The following is a 19,836-nucleotide window of genomic DNA, read 5'->3' on the forward strand; positions in this document are numbered from 1 at the left end:
AAGAGACGCCATACCGAATCAAATTGCTTCGCCGACGCCCAGTACACGAATAAGGCTTTTCGGCCATGCTATTATTAGCAGATAGACAAACTGAAATCAAAACTAAACCTCGTAAAAATCGCAAGCATGAGCTACGACACGCTCTTTCTCAGGAGGAAGGGTTCTCCAGTCGCCATAGTAAGCGCTCAGAACCTCATCGAAACGAGCGGGAGCAGGAAGTTCTATCCCTTCGAATGGAAGACGCAACGTATCTTCGAACCACTCAGTCTTGTAAACGACCTTCGGGTACGTGGTGTCGAAAACGAACTCGGAACCCGTCATCTCCCTCTGCTGCAGAAGGAGATTCTCGTAAGCTTGATTCCAGTGCTCATAGCCCCACAGACGAGCGGTCAAAGCGCGTAGCGCGTTCCTCTTCCCCTCAACATCAAACAGACAGCTTTCTGCCTTACGCTGGTATTTCTCGAATTTCTCGGCAGAAGAAGATGGCGTTCCCGTTGCTTCGGTGCCCACCAAAGGGAAGATATCAAGCCAAACACCCATTTCAAGATCAGCACCTTTTCTGAAACCACCCCCCCACTTACAGCAAGTGGACGTGTCGTAAACTTTAGGAAACCAGATATGATGCGGTGAAGAAGGATACGGAATTGACGTAGAAGCAATGCGATACGGAGCAGGCAGGGATACGCCTTCAACGTTTACCAAATACAGAAGCCTCTTGTAATCTTCCAAGGGCATCATGAGATCAACGTCATCATCCCAAGGAATGAACCCCGCATGACGTGCAGCACCAATAAGGGTGCCGTAAGACATCCAATACGTAAGGTCGTTTTCGATGCAGTACTCATCGAAGACAGCAAGTAAATCAACCGACCTTTTCTTTATCTCCCCCAGAGCGAGCTTTCGTTTGTTCATCACGTTTTCACCTGTTCTATTCCTCAAGGACGCGCATGGTCTTTTCGGCAAGGGCGGCCGTGGAAAAATCGCTTCCTCTTTTCGCGGCACCGTCGCGATATCGAGCTAATCGCTCCGGGTCGTTCAAAAGCGAAGACAGGCCATCACGAAGCCCCTCTTCGCTATTATCTACGATAACACCGCAGAGATCATCGGTCCCCAAGATATCAACCATGCCTGCACAGCGCGTAGTAAGAACAGGTGTTCCAAGTATGATGGCTTCCACCACCACACCGGAGAAACCCTCCGCATACGAAGAACACACGAGCAAATCGGCCGCCTTGATATAGGGATAAGGATTTTTCTGATATCCCTCGAACACTACGTAGCCCTGCAAACCAAGGTCACCTACGAGCTGTCTAAGTTCATCTTCCATGGCTCCGCCACCAACCATGTGGATGCAGAAGCGTGCGCCTTCCTCTTTAAGCTTCGCCGCAACCCTCACAAGACGGTCGTAGCCTTTTACCTGCGTAAGGCGTCCAACGGTTACGATATGAACCCCGCCGTCTTCGTCAAATGAAAAATCGCCCTCCGCCTTGGTGCGCACCGAAGCGTCGTCAATTATGTTCTGCACGAACTCGGCCTCTATGCCGTATTTTTTCTCAATAGACCCGGCGACATCGGAAGAAACCGCCAGCACCTTGTCGAAACGTTCGTAGGCCCTGCGTTCTTCTTCTTCCCCAGAGTAATGCTCTAGACTCCACGGATTAAGAATCATGTCAGTATGAACCCATGCGATGGTTTTAGCCTTACCCTCAGGAGAGCCCGAAAGAAGACGTGTTGGCCATCCCTCAAGAAAAGCCACTTCAATATCGAAGTTCGTCCTACCAAACAAGACTTTATATAAGTACTTCGGATTTACGCGATTGAACAATTCGAGCTTGATGCGAGACCCCACACGATAAGGAAGACGCTCCAGAAACGAGCCTTTTCTTTTGTATCTAATGAGGCTCCTGACCGGAACCATACTTCGCATTTCGCTTACGAGACTATTGGGGTTGTCGAGGAATTCATACACCACAACCACTTCGATATCGTAAAAATCCCTCAGCGCCTTAACGCTGTCAACTAATACCCTTTCAGCACCTGCCGGTTCAAGGCTTCCGATTAGAAACATTAACCGTTTTTTACCAGCCATGATTACACCTCATGTAAATATAAAAACAAACCTACGAGCGTTTGGGCAAAAAACGCTTGGCAATTGAAACAACCTCGCGCAACTCCCTAGATTTACGATATGCGACCACGTAAAACAAGAACGGTACAAACACGCCAAAAAATCCGCCCGTCAAGAAAGCAAGAACGCCCGTAACAGGGATGATTGAAGAGACAAGATAGGCGATACCGATGGAAAAAGCTGCAAGGAGAGCATACTTCACATAAGCAATGGCGAAATTGATGAGCGGGCGATGGAACCCGTGCGCATAAACAGCCCAGGCCTCATAAACGGTTGAAATGCAAACTGACGTAATCACACCCGCAAGCAACACACCGACGATTCCAAACGGACCAACCAAAATCAGAGAAAGAAGCGGAAGAAAAACCGCCTCAAGCACCGCTTTCCATTTCGTATACCAGTACAACCCATAGGCGCTCGTAAAAGAAACGGCCGCACAACGCATACCCTTAACGTAGAAAAGAAGCACAATGAAGACCACGACTTCCTGCCCAAAACGCCAGGAGTCTCCGACCCATATGGAAATGAACGCGTTGACCGAACAAAGCAGGCCACCCGAAATGCAAGCATATAAAAACGCATTGATGAAAAAGGTGGTTTTGAAAACTTCGTACTGACGGCTTTCACTTTCTTTGGCTCCAAGGTTTCCAACGCTTGCGACAATCGAATCGAACACCCTATCAACGATACGAGAAAGAGAATTCGTTATCAAAAGATAGTTGCCGTACAAAGAGGTCACGGTCAGACCTGCGAAAGTAGTAATGACGATATTGCTTACCGGCGTGGAAGCAACGCCTGCCACTTTGTGCATGATAAGACCCAGCACGTTTTTCTTGATGGTCTCAAGAACCTCTTTATTGAGAGGCTGGATGTCTTTCTCGCGCAAGTAGGGGTACATCTTATTCGCCCTAATCGCTATTACGATGTTCTGAAGAATCGTAGACGCAATCATGCAAGCAAGGAATATGAGGTAATTGTGCGTTAAATACAGAACAGCGATTTGCGCACACGCCATCACAATCTGGAATCCGTACTGTATAAGATAGACGACATAGCCTTTTTGGTCGGCCATGATGAGAGAGCCTTTATAAGAAAAGAAATATGAGACACCCGTATTAAGTACAAAGCAAAAGAAGTACACCTCAAGCAGGGGGATATCAGGGGCATCTGCGCCAAGGAGCATATGCACATTGGGCGCCAAAAGAAGACCGACTCCGATGATTACCACGCCAATGAGAATATACGCACGCTTGAAAAGCCTCATAAGAGATTTAACGAGCTCTTTATCCCCATTGGCCAAGGGTTCGTAAAGGCTAAACACAATTGCGCCGCCGATTCCCAAATCTGCGAGTGCCAAAATGGTAAGCAGGCTCGAAAAAAGCGTTTCAAGACCCAAGTATTCCTGAGCGAGACAAGAAACAAAAGCCATGCGAACAACAAAGTTCGCAATCGCCGACACCGCCTGGCCTCCCCACGCCGCAAAGACGTTTCGTAAGGAATTGGCCACTCTAGAAGACGACACAAATCCTCCTTCACACTTCAGCAAAGATTACGCGCTGTCCTTCGAAAAGGACAGCGCGCCAGTTTCCGCAACTACCTGCTAGAACATTTTACGCGGAATAAAAACCGCCCCAAGAACAGGAGTCCCAGAAACAGCCAAACATTTAAGCGCATGGTCAATCTCTGCTCCCTTTGCAGCAGCTTCTTTCACGACTAGCACGATGCTATCGGTCTGAGAAAGCTGCGATGCAGCATCGGAAGATTCAGACAGGACAACCGTTCCCTTCGAGATAAAGCCAGATTGCAATACGTTTTTTGCAACCTCTTCCAAAGCATCATTCGCGCTTGGAGATGCAAGACAAAGCGAGGAAAAATTATTGCGATGCATTAAAACTCTCAAATTATCAGCGAGAGCCTTCCTGTCTGCCTCATTGGAGAAATCGGCAATAACGGGAACCTCCATCAAACGCTCTATATCCCGCTCGGAACGAACTTTTCGAGAAAGAATGTCATAGGCCGCGAAGCCGAAAACCGAAACAAAAAGCCCCACAAATAGGAAAACGACAACTACCTTGAGACTGATTCCAGCCCCACTCGGCTCGGGGGCGTTCGGATTCTCGATTTTATCTATGCCCCAGTCAGCAGCGCGCTTCAAATCGCCCGTCTTGAGCACAGCCTCTTCACTCAAGGTTATTTCACTCACGGGAATAATCTCTTTAGCTTTTTCAAGCGTAAGCGCAGCAGCCCTGTTGGCAGCTTCGATGGCGGTTTCGGCATCAGGAGCGGAAGCGTCAACGTAAACAAAACGGTCGTAGTTCTGCTGCTCCGTCTCCCTATCGAACCAATAAGGAGAGGAAAGCTCGACATCGTCGCCAAACTCCTCCCTAACTTTACCGGCCACATCACCGCTAACAACAAGGCGGCGAAGGTCGGTCATCATATATGCCTCGCTATATGAATAGTTGTAATCGCCCCCCTCTCGAGCCTCTTCGTCATATCCGTAACCCGTGGCATACAAAACAGCCTCAGCGGTGTACGCGGAGCCATCGCCCTCTGCGCCGCCTTTAACAAAAGAAACGCCCGCGCCTAGACAAACGGAAAGAATCCCGATAAGCGCCACAGCAACCCAATGGCGTTTTATGCTTTCGCAAATGGTCATGAAATTAAACATGGTCACTCTTCCTTACAATCAGCGGTACAACCCGTACACCGAACTTATTCACGCGGAGCCTTTCCTCGCCCCCAGTACACGAGCAAGGAACCGTTAGTTTTGCAGGCTCAAGAACGTTAGCCACACTTTTCGCTCGAGAAAAATACGCCAGCAATGCAGAGCATGCAAGAATAAGTGCAACCGCGAGCAAGAATCTCGTACTCATAAGAAAAGAAATCCACTCAATAGCGTAACCTCGTGGCATATGAAAAACTGACATGGATGAAATCAGAGCCACCATCCCCCAGAACCAGCTTCTCCCGATGCAACGCGACATGAGGCAGAAAATCATGCCTAGAAAAATACTGCCGAAAACTATGCCGCCATAGCCAAAATCCGCATACAACTCAAGAATATAAGAGGAGCCATATCCTTCACCACCCAAATAATTTGGATGAGCAAAATACGACATGGCATGCGCATAAGAACTACTGTTCAGGGCGAGCAATGCACTATTTGTTTCGCCGAGGTCTTGGCACCCTAAAAATGTCTGGCCAATGAAACCCTGCGTTATATTGGTGATAATTGCTCCGATACTGTAAAAACGAAAACCTAAATCTTGAATCTGAGGATTCACATCATAGCCATGCCCAAGCACAGTGAAGGTTACGCCCTGCTTGAAAAGAGCATCAGCGAACAACGCAAAAAAGCCAAGGCTCGAACTCGTCCCAGCACGCAAATAATTGATTGCACCCATGGCCACGATGCCAAGAGGAACAAGAATTATCGCCCCCAGCGCAACTCTACGAGTGATCCAGCGCTCCTCAGAATCGGTTAAGTGCCTAAAGATGTAATACAAACCCGCAAACAGAAAACTAATAACGAAATCCGAACGCGAGCCAATCATCAGCATAGGAATCGATGTGGACACATACAGGGCAAGACAAATCGTAGAAATGCGGCGCTTAGGCAATGTAGCCAAAAAGGCGCATAGCATATATGGTGCCATTGGCTTAAGCACACCGATAACCCACGGTATATTCTCGTCAACCCCTACAAGATAATACTCTTCGTAGGAATGACCCTGCATTACTTCAAGCCTCATTGCACCATCAACGAATGCCCCAAGAAGACACACGAAGTAGCAGATTAAAGCAGCCTTGCGAATGTAGCCCATCTTCTCTGAGCGGGATAGTTCGCGCATCAGACCGGATACCTTATGATGCGCTTTTGAACTTGCCCTTATCCCCGCTTTATTGGGCACAAGAAGGCTGCGGCGCTTTCTCCAGTCGGAATTCGCCCGCAATACCCCTTCGAACAAGACTGAACCTAATAAAAGGCACGCCATTGAAACATACAGAGAAAGCAGTGCAAACTGCGTCGAATCGTGAGAAGAGAGCATCCAACTACGACTCGGGTCAATCGAACCAACAAGGGGACGCGTCAGGAGAAACAGAAAAATCCCACCGTGCAAAAATAAGAAAAGAAGTCTGTTCTTTAAGTTTGCGAATGCATACATGACATTTGCTACAAAAATCACGAATACGCCCGCAAGCATTATCTCAAGAACCCCTTGAAGAAACCCCATTGCGAATACGGCAAACGAAGCCGTAACAAAAACAGGGTAAAGAGAGCTCAGTAAACTTACGACCGAAATCCCGTTCTTACGAGCAGAAGACGCAACCACACTACACTCCCCACTCGAACACGGTCTTAAACGGTGTTTGAAGGTCGGTCGAAAATACGCGCTTGATATCCTTCACGTTGCGAACCGAATCGTCAACATGGATAATCTGGCGAAGTCTGTTTTGAATGTCACCCGTACGCATGATTTCCACCGCACGCTCGAAATCAGCACGACCAGAACGAGAGCATCCTACAACGGTCATGCCCTTTTCGAGCACATTTCGTGTATAGACGGGCACAGGATGCTCGCTCACACCCATAAGCATAAGCGTACCCTGCGGCGCCACATGCGCAATCACGCAATCGATGGCCTCAGCGGAACCCTCCCCGCCTGCGCATTCGAAAGCGTGATCGAAAGTCAGATCGTCTGGAACGCTATCCGAGTAATAACGCTCTGCGGCAAAAGAAAACAGCGCAAGCTTCTCCGCGTTACGGCCGATAACAATAAGCTCTGATTTGGGCGCAAGCACCGAAAGCGTGCAGGCAAGCGTATAAGCAAGCGACCCGTCGCCGATAATGGCAATACGGTCGCGCTTATCATGAGCAATACGATCAAAGCGCTCGTAGGCGTGCGTGGTCACGCTTACGAATTCCGTTATGGCAGCAACTTGCGGATCGACTCCTTCGCAAGAAACAACACGATCGGGGTCGAGGTTGACAAACTCTCGCATGAAACCATCGCGGCCGCTAGAGAGAAAACCCGAACCTTCGGCATAATTCTCATAGATATACTCAGGACCGCGTCCGGCCACATTGGGTATAAGAGCAACATGCTCGCCGGGCATAAACACGCCGGTAGGATCATGAAGCACTTCACCCATGCATTCATGAATAAGCGCCATGGGAAGTTTCTTGCGCATGACCGCAGGATCACGACGCCCTTGGAAATACCTCTGATCGGCATGGCAAACCGCCATGTAACGAGGTCTGACGATCACTTTTCCCTCGGATTGCACATCTTCGAATTTAACCAGCACCGTACGGGGCGCAACCAGTTGGTAAATACTGTTAATCATGACGGAATCACTCCACGCCAGACTCGAGCATGGCTTGGGCGACCTTATAATCCATGATGGTAGTAAGCTTGATGTTGGTTACATCGCCTTCGACCATGGCCACAGGGCGTCCTTTAAGAACAAGCATCTTGCAAGCGTCCGTAAGCACGCTCTTTTCATCCTCGGTCAACTCTGCAAATGCGCGCTTCAGCGCATTGATGCGAAAGGTCTGAGGGGTTTGACCCTGAAACATAAAGTCGCGCACGGGAATGGAGTCAATGAATTCGCCACCTTCGGAGCACACGATAGTATCAGTAGCGGGAATTACCGTATCGCAAGCGTCGCAGTGTGCCATGGCATCAATGTTGGCCCGTATCGTAGAAAGCTTCACAAACGGGCGAACCGAATCGTGCGTGACAATAACATGCTCATCGGATTCGCCGAATTCACGCTCAATGCCTTCTATTATGCTCATGATGGTGCCATTGCGGTCGGCGCCGCCCTTCACTACACGAACGGGAGCATCGGCCAGGCCAGCCGTTGAAAGAGCGTCCTCGACAAAATCGACCCAATCCCCATGAACGCCAAGATACACGGCGTCAAATTGATCGCACAGCAAAAACTTTTCAAGCGTGTGCATGAAAATAGGCTTGCTACCGAGCGGCAAAAACTGCTTAGGTATGCTGTCTATATTCATGCGGGATCCGACACCGCCTGCAAGAATAGCTCCGAATAGCATAGAACCTCCTCTGGGCAATTAACCAAGAGACGACTATACCATAAGCAAAAAACCGATCATCATATTCGGCTAAAACCCACAAGCCGACTCGTCAGAGGCGAACCAATCGCCTCTGACGATGCATCGTCAATCAGCACGGTACTTCTGCGCATTTACCTTCGCAAACGCCCTATACAATGAAACGCTCAGTTTCAGAGCAAGCATGGAAAGCTTGCGACCTCGCCCAACGTAGGGGCTCGAAAGAACTTCGGTCCAATGAGACCGTAAGTACGCCACAACTTCTCTCTGCTGAGGAAACACCGCCCCACTTTCGTCAAGAAGCATCTTGTCAAGCACGGTAAACCGCGACCAAATCAGGCGAAAACGCGCCGCCGGCTCATGTTCGGGACATTCGGCAACCACCACGTCATAAGCATGCTGGTAAGCGTCGACGATATCCATTGATTTCGACGAAAACGGTTGCGTGGTAATAGTGCCCTCATGATGCACATAGCAATAAAGGGGCTGCAAATCGATCGAAACCTTCTTCGCGCGAACGAATATGTCCGCCGCCACAAAAGCATCCTCGTACGTACGGCCCGTTGGAAACGGAACCTCTTCCAGCAAGCTCTTACGGTAGAGCTTCAGAGGAACCCAGATGCGCAATTTCTCACCAGAAAGAAGCTCGCCAACAGCCTCGCGACCGGCGATGACGCGTTTCTCCCCGCCTTCGCTGGCAATAGAGTGATCCACATATACGCTCATGACACCGCCTACAGCAATGTCTGAACCATCCTCTACCGCATCGGAGTACAGCCGCTCATACATCTCCGGCACAATATAATCATCAGAATCAACGAATCCTACGAATTCGGCACGCGCCGCTTTCACGCCCGCATTGCGAGCGTCGCTCAACCCGCCATTCTCTTTATGGATGACGCGTATGCGAGAATCGCGCGCAGCCCACGCATCGCACATAGACCCGGACGAATCTTTCGCCCCATCGTCAACAAGAATAATCTCAATATCTTGAAGCGTTTGAGCAACGACGGACTCGATGCAGCGGTCAAGGTACTTCTCCACGTTGTAAACAGGAACGACCACCGATACCTTTGGCGCAACAGCTGTCGCTTTCTCGCTTTCGGTATTTCCGCCCTCGGGATTCTGCCCCATCATCGATCGTCCACCTTCTCCCCGCCGCCGAAAACGTACGGACCGCAACCAAGCGTTGCCACATCGCCGGAATGGAAGCGCTCCACCAGCTCAGTCACCGCGCGAACCTCTTCGCGCGTATGCAAAGGAATACGATCGGAAGGATTCTGGCTGATGAGGCGGACGAATTCAAACGCCTCGTAACGCTGGCCCTGGCCGACACATTCGTAGTAGTACTTCTTCGTGTTACGCAGGTCTTCGTTACGCACCTCAAAGTAATCGGTCTTCCACCATGGCGCAGGAACGTAGATGTAGCCTTTGGTTCCGGTAATAACCATGTCGCCTTCCGTCTTGATGCCACGACCAACCTTCAGCGTGGCAGACGCATGCGGGTACAGCAGGTTGCACTTCGTCCACACGCAGAAGTCGTTCTCGAACGAGCAGACAAACTGGGCGTCAAGATATTCGGTGCCCAAAAACGAAATCGCAGGAAGACAGATGTAGGACGCCATATCGTAGAAGCTTCCCTGGTAGACATCCGACTTATCCAGCTCGTCGAACACGTGGCTGAACGACGCATCGATATCTTTGACCTCTCCCACCAGGCCGCTTTCAAGCATCAGCTTAAGATGGTCGAACGCCGGGAAGTACCTGGTTTTAAGAGCCTCCATCAACACTAGCTCACGCTCGTCGGCAAGCGCGTACAGCTCGTCCATATCCTTCGAATTGAGGAAAAGCGGACTTTCGCATAAGACATGGCAGTTGGCACGCAACGCAGCCTCAATATACTCGCGATGCTTTTCGATGGAGGCAGAGATGTAGACCGCATCCACGGCTTCAAGCATGGCATCAAGATCTTCTGCAACAGGAATGCCCGTCGCCTCAGGCTTAGGCCAGACGCTTGCCACATCGACACCTGCGACATGCGTGCATTCGTCGATGAAGCGATCCGTCAGATAACCCGACCCGATGCAGCCAACCGTTATCGGCTTCATACGCTCGGCGCGCAGCTCGGTGCTCGAAACACCCTGCGTACGCGGCAGGTAGACGACCTTGCAGTAGTTATTCAGATAGTCAAACTTGCCTTCCCAGTCCGACCCAATAGCGAAGATATCCACGCCGTATTTCTTGATGTCGGAAATTTTCTGACCTTGATATTCCTCGACTATCACTTCATCGACCAGCCCCGTGGCAACGACAGCCTGCAAGCGGTCGGAAAGATTCTGGTGCACGTTGAGCTTGCCCCGCGACCGGTCGAACGCATCGGAAGTCACGCCGACGATGAGATAATCTCCCAGCGCACGGGCGCGCTCCAACAGAGCGGTGTGGCCATAATGGAGCAGGTCGTATGTTCCGTAGGTGATTACAACGGTCTTTCCATCGCGCATGGATACGCCTTTCTCTAGTTAGCACCCGGCTCGAGAAGTCCGCGGCTCTGCATATCCAGCAAAGCAGCGACCAGGGCTTCGTTGTCAGCAACGGTCAATGCGCCGATATGGCCGACGCGAAATACGGTTTCGGCCATATCTCCCCCATTGGGACAGACCCATATGCCATAGTTGTCCTTGAGTTCGGTAAAAATCGCCTTCGCAGAAATGTCGCCCGTGTAAAGCGCCGTAACGGCATTGGCCGGAGCCTGAGGAAATATCGTAAACGGCAAACCCTCGATGCGGCTGCGGAAGTCCGCGGCCAAAGCGGCAACGCGGTCGAGTTCCGCCTGCACGCCCATTTCGTCGATTTGACGAAGGCGTTTGTTGATCTGCAGCAAGATGCCGACCGCCGGCGTAAACGGAGTCTGGCCTCGCTCGCCGTTTTTGAGGGCGTCCTTCAGATCGAAGTACATGCAGCGCGGGTCGATACGCTGCACACGCCTAAGAGCGGAAGGCGCCAAGGCGAGCACGGAGATTCCCGGAGGCACGGCAAGCGCTTTCTGAGATCCGGTGATGAGCACGTCCGCATCGGCGCAAGCCATGTCGATAGCTTCCGTCAGAAACGCACTGACCGCATCGACGATGAGAAAGAGGCCTTCGCGACGGCAAAAATCGGTGACCATGCCCAAGTCGTACGCAACGCCCGTAGAAGTTTCGCACAGGTTGATGAGCAGTGCGGTGTAGCCTGCGCCCGCAAACGGAGCGAGGTCTTCCTTCGTTAAGGCGCTGCCCGCTTCAAGCGTAAGGGCGGTATGGTCGATACCGTGAACCTCGAGCAGCTTCACAAAGCGATGGCCGAAGCTGCCGCCGTCAACGACAATGGCCTTGTCGGATGCGTCGAGCGTGTTCATGACGGCCGCTTCCATGCCAGCCGTGCCAGAACCCGTCAAAAATACCGCACGCGAACCTTCGGGCGCACCGGCAAACTTAAGAAAAAGACGTTCATTCTCCAACATGACCTGAGAAAACTCAGGCGTGCGAAAATACGGAACCTGATTGGCGCCGAGAGCGCAGATGCTTTCGTCAGATTGAACGGGACCAACGGTGAAATTGAGCATAGGAGCGTCTCCGATCGATTAAAGTTTCCAAATACGAATGTGCTGTGGGCGGCGCTTGTCTTCAGGCGGGAGGTCCATGAAATTCTGTCCATAGATGCCGGAAAGATAGCGCACATAGCCGTGAGGAGCGGGAAGCATATGCCCCTCGAAAGGCACCTCCACCAGCGGGAAGCATTCCGAAATGGGCCAACGCTCACGCTCGCCGTACATGCCGCATACAATAGCGATATCATGCTGAGGCTCGTTACGATAACGCGAGCAGATGCCAATGGACTTGCGGGCCGCATTGAACGGACCGTATAGCTTCGCCACAACGCGCAAGACGTTGCGAAACTGCTTCTTGAGAAACGTGCTGCCAGCGTTAAAAGGAGACGAATAAGCAACCATCATTTCCAGATAGGGCCTGCGCTGTTTGATCTGTTTGAGAAACAGATCCTGGTCGTCGGGAATATAGTCGATCGGAAAAATATCCAGACCCAAATAAGGGCAGTCGGTTTCCGCAATATCGTCTTCGTCTTTGCCGTAATCCATGCGTACATACCGTGCGTAGTCGCGAGCGAACGTACCGTCGGCGGCGGATACTAGCTTGCGATTAGGCATGTTGGCAATTTCGGGAGCGAGCGATACAAGCCTATCGTAATCGTCACGCATCATCATTAAATCGATATCGTCATCCCAAGGAATGAAGCCCTTATGGCGCGCTGCGCCAAGCATTGTTCCGCCGCAGAGCATATAGGGAATACCGTGTTCCTTGAGGAAAGAATCCAGTTCCAAAACCGTCTCGAGCGAAACTTGCTGCATTTCTTTAAGAGAAAGATAGGATTTATTTTCAGTCATCAGCACCCCTTGAACAACCTGTAACTTAGGCACCCAAAACAAGTCTTTATTCGGACACGATGATTTCGGAATTATGCCAGTTGCGTTCGCCTTCAGGCGGCGGAGTCATGTAATCGGGTCCGTAAATCGCCGTGAGCACGGCTTCGATATTGGCGGGAGCAACAAACTCGACACCTTCGAACATGACCGGTCTGCCTTCTCCGAGCCATTCACGATCGAAAATTTCACGGAAACCGCGCGCAGCATGCAAGTTGATCGCGCGAGGCGATTCGTCGTATGCGTAACGGCGCAGACAGTTTTCGGTGTTCATGAGCACACGATGGAAGTCGTCTCCGTAAGGGCGCACCACCTTGCTGAACAACCCGATAGCCTTCACCATGAGATTTCCGACAAAGCCGCGGTCGCGCTTAGTATCGATCACGTAGTCGAATTCAGCCGTGCAATCCATCACGCGCCAAAACATCAGACGGATTTTGTGCGCGACCGCCGCAAAACCAGTAGGAAAACCATCCATGGGGATGATATCAATCCACGCCTCTTCGTAACGATCCTCGTTGGCGGAGCGATTGATGACCTGAACGGACGAATCCGTAATCTTCGCCATGCCTTGACGATACGTTTCATCGGAGTAGACGCTTACCAGGCCGATGCCGGGTTTGCCGGCGAGCTCGGCGGGGGCTATTTCCAAAAAACGCATGTAGTCTTCGCGCGGCATGCACAGGTCCACATCGTCATCCCAAGGAATGAAGCCGCCATGGCGCACGGCGCCTAAGAGCGTTCCGCCGAGCAGATAGTAACGCAAGCCGTGCTTTTTGCACATGCGATCGAAATCCTGCATAAGCGCAAGCTCGGTGAGCTGGAGCTTTCTCAAATTAGAATCCGTTGCCATGGTTTCACCCATTGCCTTTCTTATCGTAGCGCCGTCGCAGCCGAAATGCACGCTCGACCAAAATGGCGTAAAGACAGCCTATCGACCGCGAAGCCTATCGAACAAGCCGCGCGCAATGCCTACGCACGTTCCTGCGCCATACGTGATATGGATGGTGAAGAACACGACTGGAAGCGCGGCGAAAGCGATGCACCGTTTCGGCGACTGCACAGCAGCACGTATGGCCAAGGCAACGCAAATCAGCAGATAGGCCGCCCCACATGCAAGAAACGGAATCCACGATGCCGCAAAGCCTGCAATAACCAGCGCAAGAATGCCCAGCACGAAAACGAACGGCGCGAAATGGTACGCCTTCAAGCACTTCGGCTGAATGAACAGCGTCCGTCCCACCCAATAGCCATTGCCGTATTTCTGCTTCGCCACACGGCGCAGGGAAGCGCGTGCGTGCTGCTGCGAGAAGATGCGGCCGTCGAAACGGATTTTATAGCCTGCCATGCGAATTCGATAGAAATAATCATTATCCTCCGTACGCACCAACCGTTCGTCATAGAGGCCGACGGCCTCGATAACCTCACGACGCATCATGGCGTGAAAGGCGGCGGAAACATACAATTTTTCAGAACGGAAGCGGTAGTCAGCAACCGAACTTCCAAACGCCGAGTCCTCTGCTACGAGCAGCGTATTCGTCCAACCGGTCTCAGGAAACGCCATGGTCGGTCGAGGGCCGGCGCACACGTCCTCACCCTCCTGAAGAATCTCAACGTTACGATGAATAAAGTCGGAAGGAATCCTGGCATGAGCGTCGATTCTCACGAACGCATCACCGGAAAAATGAGCAAAAGCAACATTGCAGCCAGCGGGAAGAATCTTTTTATCGTTATCGAGCACTATCACGCGAGAAAATTCGCACGCGTCGTCGCTTTGCGCAAACTCCGTCATCGCCAATTTGGTGAAATCCGTCGAAGCGCTGTCGATAAAAAGCAGTTCCATCCTGTCATGAGGAAAATCCTGCGAAAGAATGTCGCCGATTATATCTTTAATGCAAGCCTCCTCGTTATGGGCGACAATAGCCACAGAGACCAAATTTATCGGTTCAACGTGATGCTTTTCCATGAAACCCCCACCCATGATTGAGCGTCGTGTGAGCCGTGCCCATCACTTTGCATTGACAGAACGCAGCCAAATGGATTGTTACGAATTGTGCGTAATCGTATACGTGGGAACCACGTGCTCGAGCACGTGAAGAGCCGTTTCATCATCGCCCGCCATGGCTTCTTTAAGCTCGTTCAGCTTGCGGTCAACCTCGCTGTAGCCCACTTCTTTGCCCGTAGAGATCATGATGCCCTTCATCTTGGTGGGGATGGTGTTTTCTTCGTTCATGAGCAGCTCTTCATACATCTTCTCGCCCTCGCGCAGGCCGGTGTAGACAATCTTGATGTCCTTATCCACCTCAAGGCCGGAAAGCTGAATGAGACTCTTGGCCAAGTCCACGATCTTGACGGGATCGCCCATATCGAGAATGAAGATTTCGCCGCCCTTCGCCATGCCACCTGCCTGGATGACCAGACGGGACGCCTCGGGAATGGTCATGAAGAAGCGTTCGATATCGGGATGCGTGACCGTAATGGGGCCGCCTGCGGAGATCTGGCGCTTGAACAGCGGAATGACGCTGCCGTTGCTGCCGAGCACATTGCCGAAGCGAACAGCGGTATAGACGGTTTCGGACGCCTGCGCATAATGCTGGATGATCATTTCGCCCATGCGCTTGGTAGCACCCATGACGCTTGTGGGGTTGACCGCTTTGTCGGTGGAAATGAAGATGAAGCGATTGACCTTGAACTCATGCGCCAGACGCACCGTATTCAAAGTGCCAAACACATTGTTCTGGATGGCTTCGCGCGGACACATCTCCATCAAGGGGACGTGTTTGTGGGCGGCAGCGTGGAAAACGGCGGCAGGCTGGTATTTCACGAACACATCGCGCAGACGGTCGACATCACATACGCTGCCGATTTCGACTTCGCACTCGATATCGTCATACTTAGACAGAAGCTCGTTACGCAGCATGTAGGCGTCGTTTTCGTACATGTCGAAGATAATCACGCGCTTCGGCGCCACGGCGCACACCTGACGGCACAGCTCAGAACCGATAGAGCCACCGCCGCCGGTAACCAGGACGGTTTTGCCGGCAAGGTATCCGCTCACCATGCGCGTATTGAGCACCACTTCTTCGCGGCCCAACAAGTCGGCCACGTCAACCTCGCGCAGCTGCACGTCGTTGATTTCATCCACGCGAAGCTCGCGCACGTTGGGAAGCGTGCGCAGCTGGCAGGTGGTCTTGGTGCAGATGCCGTAAATGCGCTTGCGCTCTTCAAGCGTGGCCGAGGGAATGGCCACGACGATCTGCTCGATGCCCAGGCGATCGACGATGTCTTGGATGTCATCGCTCGAGCCGACGACGCGCACGCCGTGAATACGAAGATTGCGCTTTGCTTCGTTATCGTCCACGACGGCAACGGGGAAACCGGGCATCTGAGGGTCCTTGGAGACCATGCGGTCGATGGCGAGGGAACCCGTTTCACCCGCACCCACGACAAGCGTGCGAGGACGTTTGTCGCCGCTGTGCTCGGGAGAAAACTTGCGCTTCTTGCTTCGCACGATGCGGAAGACCATGCGCGTGCCGCCCACGAAGAAAATCATAAGGAACATGGCCACGAAATAGACCCTGATGGGAATCCATTCGCCCAAGATCCACAGCAGCACAGCCGAGATAAGCGTGCTCAGCCCGACCACTATGACGATGCGGATGGCATCATCGACCGACGCGTATTCCCATAGATTGTTGTACATCTTGAACACGGCGAACATAAGAAGGTTCACCACGACAGGAACGCCGAGAATGAAGTAAATCTCGTGTGTGGCGAACACCTCGCCCACAAGCCCCGTCAAAACAGATGCGCAGTAGAACGCCAGAAACGTTGCAAGAATATCGCACACGATCAAAAGCGCCGTGCGTCGCGTAAACCTAATATCTTCCATCTCTATCCTATCTCCTTGCAGCATCGAAACACGGTTTAGTTCGATTGGTCTTTCATGACGCGATACACCTCGAGCTCCCATTGCTTGCGGTGGGCTTTCGCAACGGTGTCAAGAATGGTTGCAGCCGTAATGGACAGCATACCGCAGCATACCAACCCCACGGCAAGCAGCGCCGAAGGGAATTTCGTGACATACGAAGTCTGGAAAAACTCATACACCACAGGCAACCCCACAATAAGCCCGAGCACGAAAAAGACAAGTGCGAAAAGGCCGAAAAACACGAAGGGACGGTAGTCTTTGCACAGCGACGTGATGGCCATCAAAACCTTTGCGCCGTCACCGAACGTGGAAAGTTTCGATTCGCTTCCTTCGGGGCGGTCGCGATACTCGATCGGAACATCCACGACCCTCCAGCCCTTATCCACCGCATGGATCGAAATCTCCGTTTCAATCTGAAATCCGGTGGACAGGACGGGCATCGTCTTGACGAAAGAGCGCGTAAATGCGCGATACCCGGTCATCACGTCATCGAAACCGTAGCCGTAGATGGCCTTGATAAGCCATCGGACAAGGTTGTTGCCGAAACCATGGAACGCGCGGTCGTTTTCCTCCCCGTAACTGCCGTTGGATAAGCGGTCGCCCACCGTCATATCAGCGGAACCGTCCATGAGGGGAGCAAGAAGATCACGCGCAGACTCGGCGGGATAGGTGTCATCGCCATCGACCATGATGTAGTAGTCCGCGTCGATATCGCGAAACATCTGGCGCACCACGTTTCCTTTGCCCTGGCGGGATTCATGGCGCACGATAGCACCGCGATCGCGGGCGATACTGGCCGTGCCGTCTGAAGAGTTGTTGTCGTAGACGTAGATATCGGCCTCGGGCAAGACGCGTTTGAAATCATCCACCACCTTGCCGATGGTCACAGCCTCGTTATAACACGGTATGAGCACCGCAATTGTATCTTGCATGCATTCTTCCATTCGTTCTTTCAGGATGCGACAAAGGTATCCGATTGCAATATGCATAACTAAGTTATTTTACTGCAAAAAGCTGAAACGTCGATTAACTCCATTCGAACACCAGAGCTGAGCTACATCGTAATTTTATACAAGCGCATATCGCCTTCGCTCAGCACGACTTCGAATCCAGGCGTGTCATCGTCAATGCTGGAAATCCCCGACCACCACTCGTCACGAATGCCGTCTGAGGGAAGAAAACGACGCTTGGCGCCGCCTTCGCCTGGCTTATCGCCATCGTAGCCCGCATCGAGGTTGAGCACGTACTGCGCGCCGACGGACTTCACCGCATCGCGCACTTCGGCGTTTTCGGCAATGTCGCATAGCGATTTCCTTATGAGAACGCTCTGACTGCTTTCCCCCCATCCCCCTTCATATCCGGTGAGGTAACGATAGTAGGTCCTCACGCCGTCAGCGCCGTACAAAAACACGCTGCCGTCGTTGGGCCTGTTGAGGAGAACCTGGTCGCTCGGGACGATTTCACATGCCCGCCGCACAAATTCGCGCTCCTCTTCGTCAAGGTAGTGAACCTTCGCGGGATCCGTTTGAGCCGTAATGCGCGCACTTATATCGCCAAAAGCTGTATTCACGTAGAAGCGCCCGGACATATCGAAGCTCGGATAGAAAATCGCAGCGAAAAGAACCGCCGCACAACCAAGCCGCACCATAACGGACGGCCTTTTGCCCCTAAAGGCGCCCACACAAACAAGGTGGTCGAAGGCAAGGGCGGCAATATCTGCCAGGCGATGCGCGCCAAGAGCCGCCAGCGGCACAGCGAATATGGCGGCCATAGAACCAGTGCGAAGCTGATCGGTATACCAGAAGCCCGCTATGAAATGCTTGACTGCGCCGTTGAACGCCATATCTACGAAAAAGATCGCCGAGGCGAACAAGTACGACCAGGCGAACCAACGATACTCCGGACGGCGCAGCGCAATAGCCAGACCCGTCAGAACGAATGCCGCAAGAATAAGCTGCACGGGGGCGTAACCGTGAGACATCATCAAAAGACTGGCAAACGCCTGGCTCGGATCGGCTTTCGCGGGCCAGTTGTACTCGATGACGCCCTGCAAAAACGGCATGTGATACATCAAAAACCAAAACGCTGCGATCGCCGCAATGCACGCAATCGCACACAGAAGCGGCGCTGTTTTCCATCCTTTTTTATCCCGCAGGCAAACGCCGCCGCGGTGGCTCTGCATCACGCAATACGGAACAAGAAACACGCCCAGCGAAAATACGGCGTTCGGCTGCGAAAGAGCCAAGGAAACAAGACCGATAACGAAAAAGGCGATGTTTGCAGCACGTCTGCCGCAGCCGATTCCCCTATCGAAGACGGTAAGAAATGCAAAGGCCGCCGCAGGAAGCAGCGCATACGACATGAGGTTCGGATACAAAGGGCCGAACGTCAAAAAGCCCCACGGAAACGTTCCAAAGGCAAGGACGCAGGCCGCGCCACATGCCAACACAAACAAAGACGCCGGAAGCAGACGCCTTAGAAGGGCAAACATGCTCAGGGAAAGAACAATGCCCATAAGAACGGCATTCACGGCGTTTGCCGCAAGCGCGGGCTGCGCTCCTACCGCCTGCGCAACCATAGCGACTAGACAATGCCAAGCGGACGGGTAGAACATCGCCTCCCCCGGAAAAGGAGTCACGGCCGCATCGGCGGCCGTCGCATACGAGGTAGTCGTCAGCGAAGAAAAGTTGCCCGACTCCATGAACGCGCGAACCGAACTGAGATGATGCACGTTATCCCATGCGCGCCAAAAGGCGTCAGGACTCGATATATTGCAAACGAATATGACGGACACGACGGCGATGCCTATCGCGCCGTAGAGAACCACGAGTCCCGCGTTGCCGCTCAATCGACCGCAGCATACGCGCCTGAGCGCATCACCCGTAAGAACAACCGCCGCTCCTCGCGCGCAAAAATGCGAGACAGCCCAGGCACATGCCGCCAAAGCCAGGGCAAGACACAGCAAAACGACCCACGACGCTTTTACCCCCATCAAAGGCAGCACCATAGCCAGCACGGCATACAGCGCCGTAGCCGCCATGAAAGAACAGCACAGGGAAGCCGTTGCGTCAAAGCGAAACGCGCGGCACAGCAATACGCCCGGAAGCGCCAAGAACAGCGTCGCAGCAAGCGCGCACCATACAAAGTCACACCACATGTAAAACCATCCGTTGAAATCTTCATGCAAGAAAGCCCAGCGCACGGCACCCGCCTTT

At 52.4% G+C, this 19,836-nt stretch carries 16 protein-coding genes; all 16 read right to left on the reverse strand.

Features of this window, described 5'->3' with window-relative positions; translation table 11 throughout:
• Nucleotides 1-102 precede the first annotated feature (102 nt).
• The 16 genes from HMPREF9451_RS04460 to HMPREF9451_RS04535 all read right to left on the reverse strand — a co-directional run bounded on the left by HMPREF9451_RS04460 (nucleotide 103) and on the right by HMPREF9451_RS04535 (nucleotide 19,823).
• Complete coding sequence (locus HMPREF9451_RS04460) at nucleotides 103-912, reverse strand: LicD family protein (RefSeq protein ID WP_009139111.1); 810 nt, start codon at nucleotides 910-912, stop codon at nucleotides 103-105.
• A gap of 16 nt (nucleotides 913-928) precedes the next feature.
• Nucleotides 929-2,089: a glycosyltransferase gene (locus HMPREF9451_RS04465; protein ID WP_009139112.1), complete on the reverse strand. Its 1,161-nt coding sequence runs from the start codon at nucleotides 2,087-2,089 to the stop codon at nucleotides 929-931.
• Between the two features lie 31 nt (nucleotides 2,090-2,120).
• Nucleotides 2,121-3,650, reverse strand: a complete 1,530-nt coding sequence (locus HMPREF9451_RS04470) for a lipopolysaccharide biosynthesis protein (protein ID WP_009139113.1) — start codon at nucleotides 3,648-3,650, stop codon at nucleotides 2,121-2,123.
• Nucleotides 3,651-3,728: 78 nt separating this feature from the next.
• Nucleotides 3,729-4,799 carry a YveK family protein gene (locus HMPREF9451_RS04475; RefSeq protein WP_009139114.1) on the reverse strand — a complete coding sequence of 357 codons (1,071 nt, stop codon included), beginning with the start codon at nucleotides 4,797-4,799 and terminating at the stop codon, nucleotides 3,729-3,731.
• A complete protein-coding gene (locus tag HMPREF9451_RS04480; protein ID WP_009139115.1) occupies nucleotides 4,792-6,465 on the reverse strand; it encodes an O-antigen polysaccharide polymerase Wzy family protein in 1,674 nt (557 codons plus the stop codon). The genes HMPREF9451_RS04475 and HMPREF9451_RS04480 overlap by 8 nt, the downstream gene beginning before the upstream one ends.
• A gap of 1 nt (nucleotide 6,466) precedes the next feature.
• The gene (locus HMPREF9451_RS04485) at nucleotides 6,467-7,480 is read right to left on the reverse strand and encodes an alcohol dehydrogenase catalytic domain-containing protein (RefSeq protein WP_009139116.1); all 1,014 of its coding nucleotides are present in this window, start codon (nucleotides 7,478-7,480) and stop codon (nucleotides 6,467-6,469) included.
• A 7-nt stretch (nucleotides 7,481-7,487) separates the two neighbouring features.
• Entirely contained in the window at nucleotides 7,488-8,198 is a 711-nt protein-coding gene (locus tag HMPREF9451_RS04490; RefSeq protein WP_009139117.1) for an IspD/TarI family cytidylyltransferase, read from the reverse strand.
• Nucleotides 8,199-8,324: 126 nt separating this feature from the next.
• On the reverse strand, nucleotides 8,325-9,353 hold the full coding sequence (locus HMPREF9451_RS04495; RefSeq protein WP_009139118.1) for a glycosyltransferase: 1,029 nt from the start codon (nucleotides 9,351-9,353) through the stop codon (nucleotides 8,325-8,327).
• The gene (locus HMPREF9451_RS04500) at nucleotides 9,350-10,717 is read right to left on the reverse strand and encodes a Gfo/Idh/MocA family oxidoreductase (protein ID WP_009139119.1); all 1,368 of its coding nucleotides are present in this window, start codon (nucleotides 10,715-10,717) and stop codon (nucleotides 9,350-9,352) included. The genes HMPREF9451_RS04495 and HMPREF9451_RS04500 overlap by 4 nt, the downstream gene beginning before the upstream one ends.
• Before the next feature lie 14 nt (nucleotides 10,718-10,731).
• Nucleotides 10,732-11,817: a pyridoxal-phosphate-dependent aminotransferase family protein gene (locus HMPREF9451_RS04505; RefSeq protein WP_009139120.1), complete on the reverse strand. Its 1,086-nt coding sequence runs from the start codon at nucleotides 11,815-11,817 to the stop codon at nucleotides 10,732-10,734.
• A gap of 18 nt (nucleotides 11,818-11,835) precedes the next feature.
• Nucleotides 11,836-12,654, reverse strand: a complete 819-nt coding sequence (locus tag HMPREF9451_RS04510; protein WP_009139121.1) for a LicD family protein — start codon at nucleotides 12,652-12,654, stop codon at nucleotides 11,836-11,838.
• A gap of 46 nt (nucleotides 12,655-12,700) precedes the next feature.
• Complete coding sequence (locus HMPREF9451_RS04515; RefSeq protein WP_148508518.1) at nucleotides 12,701-13,555, reverse strand: LicD family protein; 855 nt, start codon at nucleotides 13,553-13,555, stop codon at nucleotides 12,701-12,703.
• A 66-nt stretch (nucleotides 13,556-13,621) separates the two neighbouring features.
• A complete protein-coding gene (locus HMPREF9451_RS04520) occupies nucleotides 13,622-14,656 on the reverse strand; it encodes a glycosyltransferase family 2 protein (RefSeq protein WP_009139123.1) in 1,035 nt (344 codons plus the stop codon).
• Nucleotides 14,657-14,734: 78 nt separating this feature from the next.
• Nucleotides 14,735-16,582 (reverse strand): polysaccharide biosynthesis protein, encoded by a 1,848-nt coding sequence (locus HMPREF9451_RS04525; protein ID WP_009139124.1) that lies wholly within the window; start codon nucleotides 16,580-16,582, stop codon nucleotides 14,735-14,737.
• Between the two features lie 35 nt (nucleotides 16,583-16,617).
• Complete coding sequence (locus tag HMPREF9451_RS04530) at nucleotides 16,618-17,553, reverse strand: glycosyltransferase family 2 protein (RefSeq protein WP_009139125.1); 936 nt, start codon at nucleotides 17,551-17,553, stop codon at nucleotides 16,618-16,620.
• 122 nt (nucleotides 17,554-17,675) lie between these two features.
• Nucleotides 17,676-19,823: a DUF6541 family protein gene (locus tag HMPREF9451_RS04535; protein WP_009139126.1), complete on the reverse strand. Its 2,148-nt coding sequence runs from the start codon at nucleotides 19,821-19,823 to the stop codon at nucleotides 17,676-17,678.
• Nucleotides 19,824-19,836: the final 13 nt, after the last annotated feature.

The sequence above is a fragment of the Slackia piriformis YIT 12062 genome, from assembly GCF_000296445.1.
Lineage (GTDB): Bacteria > Actinomycetota > Coriobacteriia > Coriobacteriales > Eggerthellaceae > Slackia > Slackia piriformis.

What these genes read in the sequence shown, in the direction of transcription:
- HMPREF9451_RS04465 (WP_009139112.1), bottom strand. Translation starts at nt 2,089, where the DNA reads ATGGCTGGTAAAAAACGGTTAATGTTTCTAATCGGAAGCCTTGAACCG.
- HMPREF9451_RS04490 (WP_009139117.1), bottom strand. Translation starts at nt 8,198, where the DNA reads ATGCTATTCGGAGCTATTCTTGCAGGCGGTGTCGGATCCCGCATGAAT.
- HMPREF9451_RS04495 (WP_009139118.1), bottom strand. Translation starts at nt 9,353, where the DNA reads ATGATGGGGCAGAATCCCGAGGGCGGAAATACCGAAAGCGAGAAAGCG.
- HMPREF9451_RS04515 (WP_148508518.1), bottom strand. Translation starts at nt 13,555, where the DNA reads ATGGGTGAAACCATGGCAACGGATTCTAATTTGAGAAAGCTCCAGCTC.
- HMPREF9451_RS04520 (WP_009139123.1), bottom strand. Translation starts at nt 14,656, where the DNA reads ATGGAAAAGCATCACGTTGAACCGATAAATTTGGTCTCTGTGGCTATT.
- HMPREF9451_RS04525 (WP_009139124.1), bottom strand. Translation starts at nt 16,582, where the DNA reads ATGGAAGATATTAGGTTTACGCGACGCACGGCGCTTTTGATCGTGTGC.
- HMPREF9451_RS04530 (WP_009139125.1), bottom strand. Translation starts at nt 17,553, where the DNA reads ATGCAAGATACAATTGCGGTGCTCATACCGTGTTATAACGAGGCTGTG.
- HMPREF9451_RS04460 (WP_009139111.1), bottom strand. Translation starts at nt 912, where the DNA reads ATGAACAAACGAAAGCTCGCTCTGGGGGAGATAAAGAAAAGGTCGGTT.
- HMPREF9451_RS04485 (WP_009139116.1), bottom strand. Translation starts at nt 7,480, where the DNA reads ATGATTAACAGTATTTACCAACTGGTTGCGCCCCGTACGGTGCTGGTT.
- HMPREF9451_RS04505 (WP_009139120.1), bottom strand. Translation starts at nt 11,817, where the DNA reads ATGCTCAATTTCACCGTTGGTCCCGTTCAATCTGACGAAAGCATCTGC.
- HMPREF9451_RS04500 (WP_009139119.1), bottom strand. Translation starts at nt 10,717, where the DNA reads ATGCGCGATGGAAAGACCGTTGTAATCACCTACGGAACATACGACCTG.
- HMPREF9451_RS04510 (WP_009139121.1), bottom strand. Translation starts at nt 12,654, where the DNA reads ATGACTGAAAATAAATCCTATCTTTCTCTTAAAGAAATGCAGCAAGTT.
- HMPREF9451_RS04475 (WP_009139114.1), bottom strand. Translation starts at nt 4,799, where the DNA reads ATGTTTAATTTCATGACCATTTGCGAAAGCATAAAACGCCATTGGGTT.